The sequence below is a fragment of the Zobellia galactanivorans genome (assembly GCF_000973105.1).
GTDB lineage: Bacteria > Bacteroidota > Bacteroidia > Flavobacteriales > Flavobacteriaceae > Zobellia > Zobellia galactanivorans.
In genome coordinates this window covers 2,801,366-2,819,655 of sequence record NC_015844.1, presented here as the reverse complement: position 1 = coordinate 2,819,655, position 18,290 = coordinate 2,801,366, and the positions used below count along the sequence as shown (strand labels likewise).

The 18,290-nt window shown below is 43.2% G+C and carries 20 protein-coding genes; 3 read left to right on the top strand and 17 right to left on the bottom strand.

The window, feature by feature from the left end; translation table 11 throughout:
- Positions 1–4 precede the first annotated feature (4 nt).
- On the bottom strand, positions 5–1,018 hold the full coding sequence (locus ZOBGAL_RS11360; protein ID WP_013993754.1) for a PorP/SprF family type IX secretion system membrane protein: 1,014 nt from the start codon (positions 1,016–1,018) through the stop codon (positions 5–7).
- A gap of 133 nt (positions 1,019–1,151) precedes the next feature.
- Here ZOBGAL_RS11360 and ZOBGAL_RS11355 point away from each other — a divergent pair, with 133 nt between their 5' ends.
- The 3 genes from ZOBGAL_RS11355 to ZOBGAL_RS11345 all read left to right on the top strand — a co-directional run bounded on the left by ZOBGAL_RS11355 (position 1,152) and on the right by ZOBGAL_RS11345 (position 3,415).
- A complete protein-coding gene (locus ZOBGAL_RS11355; RefSeq protein WP_013993753.1) occupies positions 1,152–2,066 on the top strand; it encodes a NifU family protein in 915 nt (304 codons plus the stop codon).
- Positions 2,067–2,149: 83 nt separating this feature from the next.
- Positions 2,150–2,350 carry a dodecin family protein gene (locus tag ZOBGAL_RS11350; protein WP_013993752.1) on the top strand — a complete coding sequence of 67 codons (201 nt, stop codon included), beginning with the start codon at positions 2,150–2,152 and terminating at the stop codon, positions 2,348–2,350.
- 228 nt (positions 2,351–2,578) lie between these two features.
- On the top strand, positions 2,579–3,415 hold the full coding sequence (locus ZOBGAL_RS11345; protein WP_013993751.1) for a mechanosensitive ion channel family protein: 837 nt from the start codon (positions 2,579–2,581) through the stop codon (positions 3,413–3,415).
- Between the two features lie 4 nt (positions 3,416–3,419).
- Here the strand turns inward: ZOBGAL_RS11345 and tsaB are convergent, their stop codons facing one another.
- The 16 genes from tsaB to ZOBGAL_RS11265 all read right to left on the bottom strand — a co-directional run bounded on the left by tsaB (position 3,420) and on the right by ZOBGAL_RS11265 (position 18,288).
- Positions 3,420–4,094, bottom strand: coding sequence for a tRNA (adenosine(37)-N6)-threonylcarbamoyltransferase complex dimerization subunit type 1 TsaB (tsaB, locus tag ZOBGAL_RS11340; protein WP_013993750.1), 675 nt, complete (start codon positions 4,092–4,094; stop codon positions 3,420–3,422).
- Positions 4,095–4,191: 97 nt separating this feature from the next.
- On the bottom strand, positions 4,192–5,541 hold the full coding sequence (locus ZOBGAL_RS11335) for a TolC family protein (RefSeq protein ID WP_013993749.1): 1,350 nt from the start codon (positions 5,539–5,541) through the stop codon (positions 4,192–4,194).
- Positions 5,542–5,572: 31 nt separating this feature from the next.
- The gene (locus ZOBGAL_RS11330) at positions 5,573–6,715 is read right to left on the bottom strand and encodes an efflux RND transporter periplasmic adaptor subunit (protein ID WP_013993748.1); all 1,143 of its coding nucleotides are present in this window, start codon (positions 6,713–6,715) and stop codon (positions 5,573–5,575) included.
- A 62-nt stretch (positions 6,716–6,777) separates the two neighbouring features.
- Complete coding sequence (locus ZOBGAL_RS11325) at positions 6,778–8,040, bottom strand: ABC transporter permease (RefSeq protein WP_013993747.1); 1,263 nt, start codon at positions 8,038–8,040, stop codon at positions 6,778–6,780.
- Between the two features lies 1 nt (position 8,041).
- Complete coding sequence (locus tag ZOBGAL_RS11320; RefSeq protein ID WP_013993746.1) at positions 8,042–9,271, bottom strand: ABC transporter permease; 1,230 nt, start codon at positions 9,269–9,271, stop codon at positions 8,042–8,044.
- Positions 9,261–9,965: an ABC transporter ATP-binding protein gene (locus ZOBGAL_RS11315; protein WP_013993745.1), complete on the bottom strand. Its 705-nt coding sequence runs from the start codon at positions 9,963–9,965 to the stop codon at positions 9,261–9,263. Before ZOBGAL_RS11315 ends, ZOBGAL_RS11320 begins: the two co-directional genes overlap by 11 nt.
- 109 nt (positions 9,966–10,074) lie before the next feature.
- The gene (locus tag ZOBGAL_RS11310; protein WP_013993744.1) at positions 10,075–11,187 is read right to left on the bottom strand and encodes an efflux RND transporter periplasmic adaptor subunit; all 1,113 of its coding nucleotides are present in this window, start codon (positions 11,185–11,187) and stop codon (positions 10,075–10,077) included.
- Between the two features lie 63 nt (positions 11,188–11,250).
- Positions 11,251–12,510 (bottom strand): ABC transporter permease, encoded by a 1,260-nt coding sequence (locus ZOBGAL_RS11305; RefSeq protein ID WP_013993743.1) that lies wholly within the window; start codon positions 12,508–12,510, stop codon positions 11,251–11,253.
- 33 nt (positions 12,511–12,543) lie between these two features.
- Positions 12,544–13,788 carry an ABC transporter permease gene (locus tag ZOBGAL_RS11300; protein WP_013993742.1) on the bottom strand — a complete coding sequence of 415 codons (1,245 nt, stop codon included), beginning with the start codon at positions 13,786–13,788 and terminating at the stop codon, positions 12,544–12,546.
- A gap of 98 nt (positions 13,789–13,886) precedes the next feature.
- Positions 13,887–14,120, bottom strand: coding sequence for a hypothetical protein (locus ZOBGAL_RS11295; protein ID WP_013993741.1), 234 nt, complete (start codon positions 14,118–14,120; stop codon positions 13,887–13,889).
- A 38-nt stretch (positions 14,121–14,158) separates the two neighbouring features.
- On the bottom strand, positions 14,159–14,692 hold the full coding sequence (locus tag ZOBGAL_RS11290; RefSeq protein ID WP_013993740.1) for a DUF420 domain-containing protein: 534 nt from the start codon (positions 14,690–14,692) through the stop codon (positions 14,159–14,161).
- A complete protein-coding gene (locus ZOBGAL_RS11285; protein ID WP_013993739.1) occupies positions 14,693–15,415 on the bottom strand; it encodes an SCO family protein in 723 nt (240 codons plus the stop codon).
- Between the two features lie 26 nt (positions 15,416–15,441).
- Positions 15,442–16,077, bottom strand: coding sequence for a hypothetical protein (locus ZOBGAL_RS11280; RefSeq protein WP_046287889.1), 636 nt, complete (start codon positions 16,075–16,077; stop codon positions 15,442–15,444).
- A 104-nt stretch (positions 16,078–16,181) separates the two neighbouring features.
- On the bottom strand, positions 16,182–16,565 hold the full coding sequence (locus tag ZOBGAL_RS11275) for a cytochrome C oxidase subunit IV family protein (protein WP_013993737.1): 384 nt from the start codon (positions 16,563–16,565) through the stop codon (positions 16,182–16,184).
- A 55-nt stretch (positions 16,566–16,620) separates the two neighbouring features.
- A complete protein-coding gene (locus ZOBGAL_RS11270) occupies positions 16,621–17,610 on the bottom strand; it encodes a cytochrome c oxidase subunit 3 (RefSeq protein ID WP_013993736.1) in 990 nt (329 codons plus the stop codon).
- Positions 17,611–17,706: 96 nt separating this feature from the next.
- Positions 17,707–18,288: a cytochrome c oxidase subunit 3 gene (locus ZOBGAL_RS11265; RefSeq protein WP_013993735.1), complete on the bottom strand. Its 582-nt coding sequence runs from the start codon at positions 18,286–18,288 to the stop codon at positions 17,707–17,709.
- Between the last annotated feature and the right edge of the window lie 2 nt (positions 18,289–18,290).

Here is an 18,290-nt window from a genome sequence, read left to right as displayed (position 1 = left end):
CACTCTACTGTGCCGCAGGGCAATAACAATCATACTTGCGCTCCTTTTGACCAAAATCGTAACCTAATGTTATTTGGTGAAAACCTCCGCTATCAAAACGGATATCCCCTGTTTGGTAAGAGTAATTGTACGACACCATAAAATTACCGATGTTGGCCCCTACGATAGGTGTAAACAACTGTAAACGCTGTTCCCCAAAACTATCCGAAGTAGCAAACTGGGCACCATCAAAACTTCTACGGTACGAGAGTCCGCCCCAAATACGTCCAAAATCGACATCCTTGTAGACCTTGGCGTTTAAATCTATGGTTTTCTCTTCGGTGAATTCACTTAACTGAAACAGTACCGAAGGCTCGAATTGCCATTCCTGCTTCCCGAAAACATATCCTACCGAAAACAAATACCGGCGTAAATTATCGATAACAGGTATATTATCATTTGCCTTTCCATAACGATAAAGGTTACGCTTGCTCCCCAACAGATTGGTCACTGCCACATGGGCATAAAATTCCATCAAGTTGTATGAAAAGCCCAAATCAATATTAAAATAGCCCTCGCTCAGTTTTATACCGGCAATGGCATCATCGGGCCCAACCGAAACAAATTCGGACTCATCGAGACTACTTTGCAGGTAGGTCGGACTCAGGCCAAATGAAAGCTGGTTCAAATTTCGACCGTCACCACCGAGTTTTAGGTGATGGGCATATGTAGCCTTAAAACCGGTTTGCGAATGATATCCATTGGCATCATTAAAAAAGATAGCCCCCACCCCGCTGTTACTTTCTCCAATTCTAAAATTGGCATTGATGGTCTGCAGATTGGGAGCGTCTTCAACACTGAACCACTGCATTCTTGCGGTGGCCCTAATCTTTCCCCCATCACTGATACCCGCCATAGACGGATAAACAAGGTAATAGTTATCGGAGAGGTAATCAAAGTATACGGGTATGCCCTCTTGAGCGTTCGATGGGATTGCAAAAACGAGGGACGCCAGCAAGAGCAGGAAACGGTGTTTCATCGGTTTAATATAGAGGATGATTATTTTATCGACTAAATATAACATATAACGGACGAAACGCAACATTATTATATCCCCGTTTCAATACACACCGTTCAAAAATAGGTTGTATTTTTACAAAAATTTTGACACCATGAAGGAGTATACGATTACGGTTGTTAAGACCAACAACCCTGCGATTCTTAAATTTGAGACAAATCATTTTTTGACCAAGAGCAAGAATTACGAGTTCAAAAACATAGATGAGGCCAAAAATTCACCTTTGGCCCAACAACTCTTTTACCTTCCGTTTATCAAAACGGTATATATCTCTGGAAACTTTATCGGGCTTGAACGCTACGACATCGTTACTTGGGACGACGTAAAGGACGAAGTGGCCCAACAACTGGTAGATTACCTAAATGCAGGAGAACCTATTGTAAACGAGGTCGAGGAAACTGTCAAAAAAGTGGCCATTACGGTATATGCCGAAGTCACTCCCAACCCATCGGTGATGAAATTCGTGGCCAACAAACCAATTGTTCCCACCGCCTTTGAATTCAAAAACATAGATGAGGCCAAAAATTCAGAATTGGCCAAGCAACTATTTACCTTTCCGTTCGTAAAGGAGGTTTTCTTTGACCTGAACTATGTATCCGTAAGTAAGTATGACGTTGCGGAATGGGAAGACGTAACCATGCAATTGCGCGAACACATACGGGAATACCTGGCCAATGGCAACGAAGCCGTTTCCGAGGATGCCATAGCGGCAACAAAGGAAGCAAGCGATACCACTTCGGCTCCTACCCAAGCAACGCCGGAACTAGACGATACCTCCCAGCAAATCGTAGATATTCTAGAAGAGTATGTAAAACCTGCCGTAGCCAGTGACGGTGGTAATATTCTCTTTCAGTCATACGAAGAGGAAAGCAAAACTGTAAACGTAATTTTACAAGGAGCATGTAGCGGTTGCCCTTCTTCAACCTTCACCCTAAAAAATGGCATCGAGACCATGCTTAAAAATATGATGGGGGACAAAGTGAACGAAGTGGTCGCCCTAAACGGCTAATGAACTAATTTTTATAGGTTTAGAATCAACAAACCTGTCCGATATTTTCGTAATTTAAAGCGAACTATAAAAAATAATGTATTATGGCAGTTTTAAAAGTTATAGAAGTATTGGCGAACTCTGACAAAGGTTGGGAAGACGCGGCGAAGCAAGCCGTTGAGCAGGCCTCTAAATCAGTAAAGAACATCAAGTCGGTTTACATCAACGAGCAAAGTGCTACGGTAAAAGATGGCAAACTGGACAATTACCGTGTAAACGTCAAGATCACTTTCGAGGTCAAGTAAGCACGAAACATTTTTTTTAAAAAGGCGCTGCACTTCATGTAGCGCTTTTTTTTGATGCCCACCGCAAACCCTGATCATAAAAAGTACCCGCCCCTCTATTTTGGGCACATACGAACAAAGTATTACCGCATTCGATTTACAGATCCTCCATTAACAATAGTTTAATGATTTGTTTTTGACCGAAACCCCTGTATTTAGTAAGTTGCGCCCTTAAAATAAAGCATATAAATGGAAGAATTCGCAAACTATCAAGAACACATAGACAAGGCCATAGAATGGGCTTGGAAAGTACTACCCGATGTGATCATGGCCACCATTATTTTGGTCTTCGGCCTATGGATCATTCGCTTTATAAATAAAATGGTCCGTAAGTTTTTTGAGAAGAAGGACTACGACCTGGCTTTGGAGAGCTTTTTACAGAGTTTTATAAACATCGCCCTCAAGGTACTGCTCTTTGTTCTGGTAGTGACCCAGCTTGGCGTTAAATCATCGTCATTGATCGCCATTATCGGTGCGGCCGGTCTGGCCATAGGACTTGCCCTCCAAGGGTCGCTTTCCAACTTTGCAGGGGGCGTACTCATTTTGCTCTTTAAGCCTTTTAAAATAGGGGATTTTATTTCCGCCCAAGGCGTAGACGGTACGGTCAAGGAAATTACCATCTTCTACACCAAATTGACCACCTTCGGCAACCAATTGGCCATTATACCCAATGGCGAGCTATCAAACAACAATGTCGTTAACTATAGCGCCATGCCTACACGAAGGGACAATATTAAAGTAGGGATAGGCTACAGCTCAAATATCAAGACCGCCAAAGAAATCATGCTCGACATCTGCGCAAAAAACGAGAACGTTCTAAAAGACCCAATGCCCGAAGTATATGTAGATGGATTGGGAGACAGTTCGGTAGACCTGACCTTGCGCTATTGGGCCGAGAACCCGGTGTTTTGGGCTGCACATTTCTTTATTATCGAAGAAATCAAAAGACGATTTGACGAAGCGGGAATAGAAATACCTTTTCCACAGCGCGACGTACACGTCAAGGGACAAGCGATAGAGGCTTAACCCCCTATTTCTTTTTCTGTTGTAGGATAAAATCCTTTAGATAATACGGTTCAAAGTAAGCGACATCTTCAAAATCGCTTGCTTTGAACTTTTTGTATGATAATTGGGCCATTTCCTTTGCCGATGGCACTATGGTGGTATCGAATGTAAGCTTAGGGTGAGATAATAGCGTTTTACACTTTTCCGCACCGCTGCCCACCAAAACGGCTTTTCCTTTTTGTAAAAAATCTGAAAATGAATTCTCGTCTATAATCTCGGCTTCGGTAGGTCTCACTTGATTTTTATCCTTATCGAAAACGGCCGAATAAACTTCCATACGCCGGGCATCTAGCACGGGAATGATATAATCGATATCGTTTGACGTTACCTGTGTAGCCATACTGGTCAGGGTAGCGATCGAAATCAAGGGCACCTCTAAGGCAAAACACAGCCCCTTGGCCGCCGAAACCCCGATACGCAAGCCCGTATAAGACCCTGGGCCTTTACTCACGGCGATGGCATCAAGCTCTGACACATCTACATTGACCTCCTTTAAAACATCTTGAACAAAGACATGCAATTGTTCGGAATGTGAATAATTGGGCGTATCATGCTCTTTAATGGCCAATATACGTCCGTCTTTGGCCACACTGACCGAACAATTGGTAGTAGCGGTCTCTAAGTTTAAGATTATGCTCATAAGGGTACAAAGATAGGTGAGACGGTTGAAATTAGCACATAAAAAAAACCTGTTCGACACGAGGCCGAACAGGTTTTCAATTTCTATGTACAAATCTCTATTTAAGCTCTAGGGGCAGTCCGAAATAGAACTCCAGCACCTTAAGTCTAAAAATATAATCATATTTCGTACGGATCAATTCCGCTTCGGCATTGTCTACCCTTGATTGGGCCTGGCTAAAATCGAAGGCATTCATAAGACCTACCTCGTAGCGTTCCTTTGAATATTCATAGGCCAACCTTCTGGCTTCCAAGGTTTTTTGGGCAGCTTCATAAGCTTTCGAAAAACTTTTCACATCTACATAGGCCTGATTGATATTGGTCTCAAGATCCAATTTTTCTTGCTCGAGCTGCAGCTTGGCCTTTTCGACATTGATCTGTGAGCGCTTGATGTTGTTTCTGACCCCAAAGCCATTGAATATGGGAATATCCAATCTCAAACCATAAGAAATACCATCATTGATCCACAATTGGTTGACAAAGCTTTCAGCCGGAACAAAGACTCCTGTAGTATTAAATCCGCCTTGATCCGAATACCGGGTATTATAGTTAAAAAAGGCTCCCAAGGTAGGATAAATAGCCCCTTTGGCAATATCGAGATCCTTCTTCGCCAAATCGATATTCGACTTCGAAAACTTAATATCGTTTCTAAAGGTCAAGGCCTCGGCAAAAATCTCTTTGGGCGATTTTGTAAGAACTTCGGACGGAGGCACTTCAAAATCGGCATCCAATACATCAAAGTTCTCGTAATCGGTTATTTGAAGCAGTTGCGCCAGGTTGATACGCGAAATCAACACTTGGTTCTGTGTATTGACAATCTGTTGTTCAAGATTGGCGGCGGTAGCTTCGACCTCCAACAGATCACCCTTGGGAAGCACGCCCGCTTCCACCAATTCCTTGGTTCGCTTTAGATCCTGTTCGGTAACGGCAAATTGGGCCTCGAACACTTTAAGCGACTCTTTGTTCGACAATATCTGCAAATAGGCATTGGCCACGTTCAAACGAATGTCATCCTTTAAATCGTCTAAACGATATTGATTGGACAAGGCATTCAGCTTGGCACGGTTGAGCCTATGGAAATTGCGCAATCCGTCAAAAAGCGTCAAAGAAGAGGTCAGGCCTCCATTGGCGGACAGAATTGTTGAAGTTACCGGTTCATTGGTCGTAGGGTCGAACGATAGTCCCGTACTACCCGTCATACTTGACGATGCGTTTAAATCGGGCAATAGGGCCCCAAGCGCATCCGACTTATCTATTTGTGCGTTTTTCAAATCGAGCTCGTACTGTTCTACGGTAAGGTTATGCTCTACGGCATACGCCACGCATTCCTCTAACGTCCATTTTTTATGCTGGGCGGAAATAGCACCGATCGAGCACAAAAACAGTACGATTGTTAATTTAAGATTCATGTTTTGATTTTTTGATTATGATTGATGATTGTTACTCTTCACTCTTTCCCTCTTCCCCTTCTTCGTCTTCCCCTTTTTTGATAGGTTCGGTTTTGTTCCACACCTTTACCTTGTCGGATTCCGTCAAGCCGGAAACGATCTCAACGTTTACCCCATCGGAAATCCCTATCTCTATATCCCTTCTTTCAAACTTCTGGTCACCCGTTTCTATCTCGACATAAGGTTTATCGGTTTTTTTATCAAACTGCAACAAGGCCTCGGGAATCACCAAAACATCATCTTTTTTCTCCAATACCAATGAGGCATTCGCACTATACCCTGCCCTGATAAATACGCCTTCCTTAACCTCTACATCACCTTCGATCTTAAACTGTACCGCACCTGTTTCCTCGATTCCCTTTGGTGCTATAAAACGAAGTTTTGCATCGAGTTCAGTTCCTTCAACCGCCCCTAGACTGATTTTCAAGGGCGTTCCGACCTCTAACTTGGCCACTTCCCCTTCGTCGACCTTTCCTTCAAATATCATCTTGCTCAAATCGGCAATGGTCGCAATGGTGGTACCATCGTTAAAGTTGTTACTTTCAATGACTTGATCGCCTTCTTCTACCGGTATTTCCAAAATAGTGCCCTCTACCGTGGCACGTATATTGGTATTAGCGCTAGTAGAGCCCCCGGCTGACCCCTGTCGGATGATCTGATAATCGGCCCTTGCATTTTGAAGTTCTTGTTGGGCCTGGTCGTACTGAAGCTGCAAGCTGTTGAAATCTTGACTCGATATCACCCCCTTATCGAACAAGGCCTTGTTTCTATTGTATTCGATCGTCACATTGTTAAGGGCCAACTCGGCATTTCGGACCCTGCCCCTAGATTGGTTGAGGGCTTGCTCGTTCGGCACAACCTTAATGGTCGCTATCAAATCACCCGACTTCACCTTTTGGCCCTCCTCCAAGAATATTTTCTGGATGATACCTGAAATCTGTGGTTTGATCTCTACCTCATCTTCGGGTACCACCTTGCCCGTGGCCACCGTTTTCTTTTCAATATTCGATATAAAAGGCGTTTGGGTCTCGTAGGTAACCGCATCCTTGCTATTCGATTTTATAAAAAAGGCCGCAGCCCATAAAGCGCCTAGTACCAAAATACCAATTAAGATATATTTTACGATCTTGTTCATTTCTTAGGAGTATTTGTTATCTATTGGTTTTGTTGTTATGCATTTTGTTACACAATTGTGCGTTATTCTTCCCGTAGGGCATCAATCGGCTTGATACTCACCGCCCTTTGAGCCGGTATGAGTCCGATTAAAGTCCCCAACACCACCATAATGACCAAGGCGCCTATGACGTAGGGTATGGGCACGGTAGGATTGGTATAAGGAAAATCGATATCCTGTGTCATACTATTGATTCCCGCCAAAGCCAGCGCCCCTAGAATGATACCCATGATACCCGCAATTACGGTCAAAAAGACCGATTCAAGAATAATCTGGTTGCGCACCTCGGCCGGTGTAGCCCCCAAGGCCCTTCGTACGCCCAATTCCTTCGTCCTTTCCTTTACCGAGATCAGCAGAATATTACCAATGCCGATAACCCCGGCCAAAATGGTGGCAATACCAACGATCAATGAAAGAAAGGTTATGCCATCGGCAAAGCCTACAATTTTATTGAACTGCTCCCCTAGGTTAAACGAACCGAAGGCCCGATCATCATCGGGGTGTACATGATGAATATTCTTTAATAGGCTTTTAATATTTTCCTCGACCTTTACCACATCGGCATCATCATAGGCCGCAATGGAAAACCACCCAACGTTATCACCAGTATTGTATAGTTTTTTGAAGGTAGTAAAGGGAATAAAAATATCTCCGTCACCCCCAAATCCACCACTAGCTTCGTACTTATGGACCCCAACCACCTGAAAATAGACATTGTCGATTTTAAAGTAGCCCCCAATCGGGTTTTCGTCCGCGTCAAAAAGTTCCTTTTGTGTACGCTCGCCGATTACGGCCACTTTTCGCGCTTGCTCGATGTCTTCGTCATTGATAAACCGACCTCCGTCGTAAATTTTCTTGGGTGCTATTTTAGTAAAGGCAGGATAGTCTCCGAAGAGGGAATAGCTTCCCGTTTTGTTCTTACGGCCAATATTTGCGGGAGGGGCACCAAAGAAGCCCCGTACATTACGTGGGGCAATATATTGCACTTCGGGAATACGGTTCTCGATCATTACCGCATCACCAATTTTCAACTGCATCTGTCTGCCCGTCTTGTAGCCTTCGTTCGGCATACTTGTGCTTTGCGCCCAAACGAACATACTGTTTCTTGCAATGGTCTCGAACATACTCTCAAAACCATTATCCATGCCCTTGGCCGCACCGGAAAGGGCGATATAAATAAAGATGCCCCAGAGAACCCCCACCACGGTGATAACGGTCCGCATCTTGTTCTTGCTGATGGAACCGAAAATTTCTTGCCAAGTATTTCTATCGAATATAAATCGCATATTATTCGTCTCTTAGGGCTACAATGGGTTTGATACGGGCCGCACGCCGAGCGGGTACATAACCGGCAATAGCTCCGAAAATTATTAGAACAATGGTAGCCGAAAGGGCAATACTCGTGTCTATATAGGGATTGGTAATAAAAAAATCCTTCAGTTTCTCTCCCAAGGAGCTTAAAATGGCAATTCCTATGAGCATGCCCACAAAACCCGAAACCGTAGTAATAAATACCGATTCCAACAAAATCGTTCCGATTACGGCCTTAGGTGTAGCCCCGAGGGCTTTTCGTATACCCAATTCCTTCGTGCGTTCCTTGACCACAAAAACCATAATATTACTGATACCGATAATGCCGGCGATAATGGTTCCGAAGGCCACAAAGCCCACTATAATCTGCAACACCCGCGCAAACTGTTGGTTTTGCTTCAACTGATCGGCTATATTTCTAATGAAGATGCCGTTCTGGTCTTTTGGATTGATGAATTTTTTGGAACGGAGAAACTTATCAAGGCTCTTATCTAGGGCCATGGCTCCGGCATAGCCGATTTCAGGCTTAAACCCTACAACGATCTGGTTGATCTTGTCGGTATTCTTTTCAATCAATTGACGCGTGGTGTACGGTATATAGACAATACGCTCCTCATTATCACCCCCATCATCTTGAAAAACCCCGATTACCTTAAAAGAGCTTCCTCCCACATCGATATACTTGCCTATGGAATTTTTGTTACCAAAAAGATCCTGTTCCACCAGACGGCCGATAACCGCATACTTGGTCTTGTTCTTTATATCGAGTTCGTTCAGGTAACGGCCCTTCATCATGATGGTCATCTCACTAAACTGGTGTGCCGGACCCACGGCCTGTGTTCTGTAGCTATTCGATTCGTTCATATAGCTAACGGTATCTTGACGGGTTATTCTTGGACTAATATACTCTACGAACAAGGGGAAATTCTTCTGTATGTCCTCGATATCACTATTGTCGAATTCAATAGTCCGATTCGATTTATACCCTTTGTAAGGCATGGTCGTCCTTCCTGGAAATACAAAAAGAACATTGATAGCGTCATCCCCGAAAAAATCGTCAAAGGTATTGATGAGTCCGTTTCCAAAACCAAAGAGCACCACAAAGATAAGAATACCCAGAGCCACGGTAAACCCCGACAAAAACGTACGGAGTTTGTTTTTCTGAATCGTCTCGAAAATTTCTTTCCAGTTGTCCCTACTTAACATATTGAGCGGCCCTAACCTGTTCTACTTTTTTGTCTTCGACAATTACGCCATCCTTTAAATGTACGATACGTTTGCACATATGGGCAATATCTTCCTCGTGAGTTACAACAAGGATCGTATTTCCCTTGTCATTTATATTTTGAATAAGGTCCATTACCTCATAAGACGTTTTACTATCCAAAGCACCCGTAGGTTCATCGGCCAAGAGCACCTTAGGCTCGGCAGCCATGGCACGGGCAATGGCGACACGTTGTTTTTGTCCGCCCGAAAGTTCATTGGGCAAGTGGGTGGCCCATTCTTTTAAGCCTACCTGCTCTAAATACTTCAAAGCCTTTTCTTCCCGTTCTTTTCGGGGTACTTTTTGGTAATATAGGGGCAAGGCCACATTTTCCATGGCCGTTTTGTAGTTGATCAAATTAAAAGACTGAAAGACAAAACCTAAGAATTTATTCCGATACTTGGCCGCCTTGGTCTCGTTCAGGTTCTTGATAGGAACGCCATCTAAAGTATACGAACCGGAATCGGCCTCGTCCAACATTCCCAAAATGTTCAAAAGGGTAGATTTTCCCGAACCAGAAGAACCCATTATAGCTACAAGCTCACCTTCAGCAATACTAAAATTCAATCCTTTTAAAACATGTAAGGAGTTGCTTCCCATTTTATAGGATTTGTGAAGGTCTTTAATTTCTATCATGATGGTTTTGTTAATTGTATTCGGAATTCTCAAAACAATATGGAAATAAGACAACTAAGTTGCCCAATTGTTACAAGAAGTACTCCAAATTTTCTGTTAAAAAAATATACTAGCCTTTCTCCTCTTCCTTTTCTATGGCATTCCAGACCTTAATCTTGTCCGACTCCGTAATGCCCGATTTCACCTCTACGAAGATACCATCACTAATGCCCAGTTCAATATTACGTCGCTCAAAGTTCTGGTCTCCGTTGGTAATCTCAACGAAAGGAGCTTTGGTCTTATCATCGAACTGCACCAAGGCCTCCTTAATGGCAAGCACACTGTCGGCCCTACCCAAAATGACCGATGCGTTGGCACTAAGGCCCGCCCGGATAAAAACAGAATCTTGTTTCTTCAAGGTACCCTTGATTTCAAATTGAATGGCCCCGTTCTCTTCTTTGCCCTTAGGGGCGATATAATCCAGAACCGCGTCAAAGGTCTTTCCTTCCAATGCGCCCACGGTAATTTCAAGGGGCAGGTTTTCCTTTATTTTTCCTACTTCACTTTCATCGACCTTTCCTTCAAAAATCATTTTGTCGACATCGGCGATAGCGGCAATGGTCGTTCCTTCATTAAAATTATTGCTCTCTATGACCTGATTTCCGACTTCCACGGGAACCTCTAGCACCATACCACTTACGGTTGCCCTTATTTGGGTATTAGCGGCGTTGCCATACCCCTTTGCCGTTCCCGTCTTTACAATATCGTAGCGTTTATTGGCTGCGGCATACGCTTGTTTGGCCTGGCTATAAACTACCTCGGCCCGTTCCAAATCGACCTTAGAGATGACGCCTTTGGCAAAAAGCCCCTTTTGGCGTTCAAGGTTTCGGAGCTGGTCATCTAAGTTTATTTTAGCCTCGTCGATATTGTTTCTGGCATCATTAAGCGCACTTAGGTTGGGCACTACCTTTATTCTACAGAGCAGATCGCCCGACTTCACATAATCGCCCCCCTCTACAAACACCTCTTCGATTACCCCTGAAATATTAGGTTTGATCAACACTTCCTCTAAGGGTAGTATACTACCGGTGGCCACCGTTTTCTTTACGATAGTCTTCTTAACGGCCTGTTCTGTTTCGTATACCACGGGATCTTCGGCATTCTTTTGGTAGAGGTAATACATAGATCCGCCAAAGGCTATCACTATGAGCAAAAGAACGATTCTAGTTACTGATTTTTTCATTTTTTACGATTGATTGATGTTACTCTATTTGTTCTTATTAAAATTTCCTATTTAGGTTTACTATCATTCCGTTCGGAGGGCATCTATCGGCCTCACTTTAATGGCACTCTGGGCAGGAATGAATCCCGCAAGGAGTCCCGAAACAATAAGAATGAACAAGGCACTTATCACCACCCCCAAACTTACACTGGGGTTCAAGAACATATCTACCGGACCATTCATATCCAACAATGTATTTACCCCATAGATAAAGAGGGCTCCCAATGTGATACCCGCCATACCGGAGATAATGGTCAAGAAAATAGACTCCATTAAAATCTGTAATTTAATAGACCAAGGATCCTCGCCCAAGGCCCTGCGAATACCAATTTCCTTGGTACGCTCCTTTACCACTATGAGCATAATGTTACTCACCCCGATAACTCCTGAGAGCAAGACCAAGATTCCGACGAAATAGGCAATAAAGCGCAAGGCCCCAAAAAGGCTCTGTACCCTTTGGAACTGTTCGTAAAGATCAAAATGCCCCACGGCCCTTTGGTCATCGGGGTGTACTTTGTGATTCTGCTTGACCACGGCCATAATTTTATCCTTTATACTGGTTATAGAGGTACCATCGTTGGCGGTTATGGCCATCCACCCTACATCATTGCCCCGATTGAAGGCTTGGGAAAAGGTGGTGAACGGCACATATATTTCTTTCTGTGCCTCTTCACCATCGCCGTCGTTGCTTTTTTTCTTGTAGGTACCGACTACCATAAAATTGACGCCTTGAATTTTAATAAAGCTCCCCAGCACCTCTTCATCCTTATCGTAAAGTCCGGCCCGCACCCCTTCGCCAATAATGGCAATTTTTCGTTTCTCCTTAATATCATTATAATTCAGAAAACGCCCCGAAGTCATGGTCATGGGGTCTTGCTTACTGATTTCAGGATAGTCGCCATACACATTATAGGCCCCGGTCTTTATACCGCGTACCACATTGTTGGCCCCGTTAAAACCTCCAAGTTGATTTCTTGGGGAAATAAACCTTAAGTTGGGCACCTTGTCACTAATGGCCTGCACGTCTTCAACCTTAAAAAGAAAACTTCTGTTCTTAGGAAGCCCCTTATAAGGCTTGGTCGTGCTTCTCGACCACATAAACATGGTATTGGTGGCAATATCACCAAAGTCTTGCATAATACCATTTTCAAGTCCCTTACCTGCAGAAAGCAACAATATCAAAATGAATATGCCCCAAAAAACACCAAAGGCCGTCAATACGGTTCTGAACCAATTACTGGTCAATACTTCCAAAATTTCTTTCCAACGGTCTTTATTGAACATGATTACAAAATCAAAAGATTAATGAGCTTGATATTATTCGTCTCTCAATGCGTCTATGGTATGAATATTTGCGGCCCGCCATGCCGGAAAAAATCCCGCTACGGCTCCGGCCAATACCAATACAAATACCGTAGAAATGGCCACGGTAAAATTCACCGATGGGTTCACGATATAATCCACTTCGATATGTGGGCCCAGAAATTCTAAAAGGCCCATACTGAATATGAGTCCCGCAAAGCCCGATATGGCCGTAATAAAAATAGACTCATGTAAGATCATTCCAACAATGGACCAAGGTTTGGCCCCCAGTGCTTTTCGTATACCGATTTCCTTGGTGCGCTCCCGCACCACGATCAACATAATATTGCTCACGCCCACGACCCCGGCAATAATGGTACAGATGCCTACGAACCAGAAAAACAAGGCTATGTTGTCGGTAAGGCTATAGTATCTTTTAGCCTCTTCCATCGCGCTCCATACAAAAATGGCATTGGTATCATCGGGTGCAACGGTATGCGCTTCCTGCAAATAGGTCCGCAACTTGTTCTTAAACTTGATGGAATGCGCCACCACCTCTTCAAAATTATCGGCCGGAGGCAAGGTATAAGCCAGGTTGTTCAGTCGGTCGCCCCCATTAAAAACTTGCTGGGCCGTTGTCATCGGTATATAGATGCGTTCTTCTTCCCGGTCTTCCGTTTCATTAAAAACCCCAACGATTTTAAAGGGCAGCCCCGAAATTTTGACAAACTCACCTACCGGACTATCGACATCGGAAAAAACGTCGTCGGCAATTTTCTTACCGATGACAGCAACTTTGGCCATGCCCCGTTCGTCTTGATAATTGAGAAACCTGCCCGCCGACATGTTTTCGTTCTCGATCATCTGAAATTGCCACGACACGCCTTGCACCTGATACACCAAGGCCTCATTTCCGTAGGTAACGGAAACGTTGCGAACAAAAATTCTGGGGGATTTAAATTGAATATCGTCTTCGAGTAGCCTAGCCGAAAACTCGTAATTGGCATTGGTCAACTGGATATTTCTTCCAGGATTCAAGCCTTTGTATTTCTTTGTGGTGGTACCGGGCCAAACCCAGACACTGGTTGCCGCATCTTGCTCAAACTCGTGGGCTATACCATTACGGAAACCTTGACCAAACCCCAATAGAATGACCAATATGAAAATACCGGAAGCTACGGATAAGCCTGTGAGAAAGGTCCGTAACTTGTTCTTACGAATAGTATCGAAGATTTCTTGCCACCTCTCGATGTCGAACATGTAGTTGATTTTGATTGATTGATGAATACGATTTATAATCGCACAACTACAAGACAAGAATTGAGGGCCTTTGTTACAGCTTAATTCAAAAAAAAATGTTAAACTTCCTCAGTAGACCTGTTTTTCATCTTTCTATACACAAAGTAGAAAAGTCCCGCAACAAGAATATACGGTAAGGCCATAAGATAGACTATACCGTTGTTTATACCTTCCGCAGCCTTCATATCACCACTACTTTCAAGGGCGGCCCTACACATGGCACATTGGGCTTCAAGCGTATCGGGCAGCATGAGGCCGATTATTATCACGAATACAAACAAAGTCTTTTTCATTCTACTTTCTTCAAAAGTTAAATGCACCTATTCCCCAATCAAGCCGGATAATAAGGTGAAATCATTAGGTAAACCACTACACCGGTAATCGCTACATAAAGCCATATAGGAAAAGTAAGCTTCGCCCATTTTCTATGCTTTTCAAACTTTTTCAAATAGGCAAAAGCATAGGTTTTAAGCACTAAGGGTATGATAGCTATCGAAAGAACGATATGGGTTATCAATATAAAAAAATACAGGTATCGCACCGCTCCTTCCCCTCCATACGAGGTAGATTCAGACGTCATGTGATAGGCTATGTACATCAACAAAAACAACACGGAAAGACCAATACAAGAGGTCATAATGTTTTGATGCAGTTCCCGCTTACCATTTTTTATGGCCCAAACCGCAATCAACAACAAAACCGCGGTAAGTCCGTTTATCGAGGCGTATATAGGAGGAAGAAACCCAAGACGTTCCACATTGGGGATTTTAACCCCGAACAATATGGCCACCACAACGGGCACTACCACCGAAACCACGGTAATCAGCTTATTGAACTTTTTTTCCTGTAGTACTGTCTGTTCCATCTATTCCGCCAATAAACGTTTAATATCTTCTTTTAGGGCTGAAATCTGTTCTTTCTCCCCATGTTCGTTCACTCCCTTTTTCTCGGTTATAGCTCCCCTGTAATATATAATAGGATTACCGAACTCGTCGGTTCTTGAACGCAGGTAACCTTCCTTATCGACCAATGCAAACAGTCCAGAATGCTCAAAGCCACCTGGGGCATCGGGCATTTCTGCCGCAAAGATGTTGAACCCGTTATTGGCCAGGTCATACACCTGCTCTTTGTCTCCCGTCATCAAGTGCCAATCTTTATCATGTATGCCGTACTTTTTGGCATAGGCCTTTAGCACCTGTGGGGTGTCGTAATCAGGGGTAATCGAAAATGAGGCTATACCAAAGTTTTCGCTTGCCTTAAACTCCTCTTGCAAGACCACAAGGTTCTCGGTCATCACAGGACATATGGAAGGGCAGCTTGTAAAGAAAAACTCGACAACGAATACCTTTCCCTTGAAATCGGCATTAGACACCCTTACACTGTCTTGATTGATAAAATCAAAGGCGGGAACCTGTTTCTTCTTATCGTTCAAAGTAATATAGGCCAGGGGCGCCTCCTTAGGCTTCACGTTCATACGATCGTTCTCCACAATGGTTCCTTTTGAAATTCGGTCAACGATCTTAGGAACGAAGATGATTCCAAACACAAGTATTACCAAAGACACCCAAACGTACGTATACTTTTTCATGTTCACTTAGAGATCAACAACCATTATTACTTTGCCCTATCGGCATTATTCTTTTTAAGTGCAAGGCGGTATTCTGCCAATATAATTTTAATATCGTCTTCCATCTTATTGTTCAACTCGGCTACCGAAGTTGAATCAAAGCCATATTTTGTACCATCGTCTTCGTCATTCTCCCTACCACGAAGGTTCAAATCCTTATCTATGATAAAAACGTAAGGGGTACCCAGATTTTCATCGAGGCTTATATCGGTCTTCAGTGATGCGAAAAAATCGGTAATTTGGGCATCATCGGCAAAGACAAAGTTCCATTTTTTCATATCTACCAAATGCCCCAATTCGCCCTCAAGGGCAGCCACCATATCTTCAGTCCCCTTTGGAACGAGCATGACGAACTGAAAATCATTGAACTCGTAAAAGCGCTTATAAATCTTTTGGTTGAGGTTAAAGGCATTCCCGGCCTTGCTATCGAGGTTTTTCCCTAAAAAGCCCACTACGGTAATCTTATCTTTAAACGACACCTTGGCCGTTCCTATATGGGCCACATCGTCAACGCCATTGGTCAATATGGGAAGCTTTCCGAAGTTATTAACGCCAGAGGCAAAGAAGAGGTATGCCACGATAGGCAGTATGAACAATACGGTCAAGACTACAAACTTTTTCACCTGCATATACGAAGAACTTCAGACAATGAAATTAATACTTACAAAAATAAAAAAGACGGTCGTGAAACCGTCTTAGTATGCTGTTAATTTATAAAACTATTCACTTAAAAATTCCACTGAATGAATCCATTCTTATACACGTTATAAACGTAGTCGGCTTCAAAAAGAAGAATAAAGACCAAATAGGCCACAAGGAAAATCGGAGTCCATACAATAGCCCTTCTCAAAGAGCTCTTTTCATCTCTCAAGTGCATGAAATCCCATGCAATGTAGTAAGCCTTCACCAAGGTTAGAATAATGAATACCCAGTTGAGCAATTTCATCCCCAAAAAGTGTGAATGGGTCAAAACCCTTGGTTTAGCAATACCCAAGGCTACCTCTATAGCGGTAACGATAGACAAAAAGATAAGTACGCCCCATATTTTTTGGGTATTGGACTTAAATTTTAGAAGCCCCCTGAAAATCTCTAGTTTGTGTGCGTGTGCCATTTTATAATCTCAATTTCGTTAGATACCGTTTACAACGGAAAAGCTATTGTTCTTGTTATACCAGATAGAAAAAGGTGAATACGAATACCCATACCAAATCCACAAAGTGCCAGTACAGTCCTACTTTTTCTACCATCTCGTAGTGCCCTCTGCGCTCATAAGTACCCAAGACCACATTAAAGAATATAATTACGTTGATTACCACCCCTGAGAAAACGTGGAATCCGTGAAAGCCCGTAATAAAGAAAAAGAAATCGGCGAACAATCGGCTTCCGTACTCGTTACGAATTAGGTTAGCCCCTTCTACGACGTATTTACTATCTTTTATCTTTTTTAAGGATTCCTCCCTGGTAAGTAGTGTTTTATGACCTTCGTTCTCACCTTCCTGAACGATGGCCTCGGTACGAATAAGGATGTTCGGATGTGCCTTAAAACCTTCGACCACCTCATTTAAGGAATAGCTAGGCAAATAGCCCTCATCGAAAAACCAAACTCCGTTCTTACGTTCATGTTCGGTACGCTCGGTAGGAATAGTCTTTGCAAAATCCCTAATTGCAGCACGCTCACCGGTTTCGGCATTCACGAATTGTAGAATTCTACCACCATTGGTTTCTACCGCGCCATAATCACCTTTGATAAAAGTACCCCATTCCCAAGCTTGAGAGCCTACGAATATAGCACCACCGATTATGGTCAAGAACATATACCATATCACGGCGTTCTTCTTCATTTTGTGTCCGGCATCTACGGCCAATACCATAGTTACGGAAGACATAATCAAAACGAAGGTCATAAACGCCACATAAATCATGGGGTAGTTCCCGTGGAAGAAAGGAACGTGGGTAAATACCTCATCGGCAATAGGCCACGTTTCTATAAATTTAAACCTTGAAAAGCCGTAAGCGGCCAAAAATCCTGAAAATGTCAAAGCATCGGAAACGATAAAGAACCACATCATCATTTTCCCATATGATGCTCCTAAGGGACGATTTCCGCCTCCCCACACGTTTTCTTCCGCCGTACCAGTTGTTATCGTTGAATCCATATTATTTGTAGTATGGTTAGATTTTGCACAAATTTATAGTTTTCTTATGTATCGTGAAAGTCGAATACTAATGAAAACCCACTTTATTTTAATTTATTATTCCACGAAATACATAAATGCCAGTAAATAAACCCATAAGAGGTCTAAAAAATGCCAAAAAGTAGCTCCTAAATCTACCCCTAAGTATTCTTGAGGGGAATATTTTCCTTTAATTTGATTGTACAGCACCACCAATAATGAGATAATGCCCGCCGCAACATGCACAATATGCACCATGGCGATCAAAAAGACGTATGATAATTTTATGTTGCTTGTCGGACCGGTAAAATAATATCCGGTAGCGATCATTTCCGAAAAACCTTTGAACTGAAACACGACAAAAGCGATACCCAGCCCCAGAGTGACCAACAACCAGTTCGTACCCATTTTCGACTGCCCCAGCTTTATGGCTTTTTTGGCCATTATATAGGTAAAGCTACTGGAGACAATGATCGCCGTACTTATAAAGAATGAATTTGGCAACAGCAGGTCACTGATCCAGTCTTCACGCGAACTACTTACGATATAGGCACTGGTCCACCCAGCAAATCCCATGAGCAGGCTAACAATACCGAACCAAAGCATCATCTTCTTGGCCCTATCGTTCTTTTCCTTCCCCGTTCCTCTTGTTAAATCCATCT

Excerpts from the sequence above, each read along its gene's own strand:
- ZOBGAL_RS11360 (WP_013993754.1), bottom strand. The coding sequence starts at position 1,018 with ATGAAACACCGTTTCCTGCTCTTGCTGGCGTCCCTCGTTTTTGCAATC.
- ZOBGAL_RS11355 (WP_013993753.1), top strand. The coding sequence starts at position 1,152 with ATGAAGGAGTATACGATTACGGTTGTTAAGACCAACAACCCTGCGATT.
- ZOBGAL_RS11350 (WP_013993752.1), top strand. The coding sequence starts at position 2,150 with ATGGCAGTTTTAAAAGTTATAGAAGTATTGGCGAACTCTGACAAAGGT.
- ZOBGAL_RS11345 (WP_013993751.1), top strand. The coding sequence starts at position 2,579 with ATGGAAGAATTCGCAAACTATCAAGAACACATAGACAAGGCCATAGAA.
- tsaB (WP_013993750.1), bottom strand. The coding sequence starts at position 4,094 with ATGAGCATAATCTTAAACTTAGAGACCGCTACTACCAATTGTTCGGTC.
- ZOBGAL_RS11335 (WP_013993749.1), bottom strand. The coding sequence starts at position 5,541 with ATGAATCTTAAATTAACAATCGTACTGTTTTTGTGCTCGATCGGTGCT.
- ZOBGAL_RS11330 (WP_013993748.1), bottom strand. The coding sequence starts at position 6,715 with ATGAACAAGATCGTAAAATATATCTTAATTGGTATTTTGGTACTAGGC.
- ZOBGAL_RS11325 (WP_013993747.1), bottom strand. The coding sequence starts at position 8,040 with ATGCGATTTATATTCGATAGAAATACTTGGCAAGAAATTTTCGGTTCC.
- ZOBGAL_RS11320 (WP_013993746.1), bottom strand. The coding sequence starts at position 9,271 with ATGTTAAGTAGGGACAACTGGAAAGAAATTTTCGAGACGATTCAGAAA.
- ZOBGAL_RS11315 (WP_013993745.1), bottom strand. The coding sequence starts at position 9,965 with ATGATAGAAATTAAAGACCTTCACAAATCCTATAAAATGGGAAGCAAC.
- ZOBGAL_RS11310 (WP_013993744.1), bottom strand. The coding sequence starts at position 11,187 with ATGAAAAAATCAGTAACTAGAATCGTTCTTTTGCTCATAGTGATAGCC.
- ZOBGAL_RS11305 (WP_013993743.1), bottom strand. The coding sequence starts at position 12,510 with ATGTTCAATAAAGACCGTTGGAAAGAAATTTTGGAAGTATTGACCAGT.
- ZOBGAL_RS11300 (WP_013993742.1), bottom strand. The coding sequence starts at position 13,788 with ATGTTCGACATCGAGAGGTGGCAAGAAATCTTCGATACTATTCGTAAG.
- ZOBGAL_RS11295 (WP_013993741.1), bottom strand. The coding sequence starts at position 14,120 with ATGAAAAAGACTTTGTTTGTATTCGTGATAATAATCGGCCTCATGCTG.
- ZOBGAL_RS11290 (WP_013993740.1), bottom strand. The coding sequence starts at position 14,692 with ATGGAACAGACAGTACTACAGGAAAAAAAGTTCAATAAGCTGATTACC.
- ZOBGAL_RS11285 (WP_013993739.1), bottom strand. The coding sequence starts at position 15,415 with ATGAAAAAGTATACGTACGTTTGGGTGTCTTTGGTAATACTTGTGTTT.
- ZOBGAL_RS11275 (WP_013993737.1), bottom strand. The coding sequence starts at position 16,565 with ATGGCACACGCACACAAACTAGAGATTTTCAGGGGGCTTCTAAAATTT.
- ZOBGAL_RS11270 (WP_013993736.1), bottom strand. The coding sequence starts at position 17,610 with ATGGATTCAACGATAACAACTGGTACGGCGGAAGAAAACGTGTGGGGA.
- ZOBGAL_RS11265 (WP_013993735.1), bottom strand. The coding sequence starts at position 18,288 with ATGGATTTAACAAGAGGAACGGGGAAGGAAAAGAACGATAGGGCCAAG.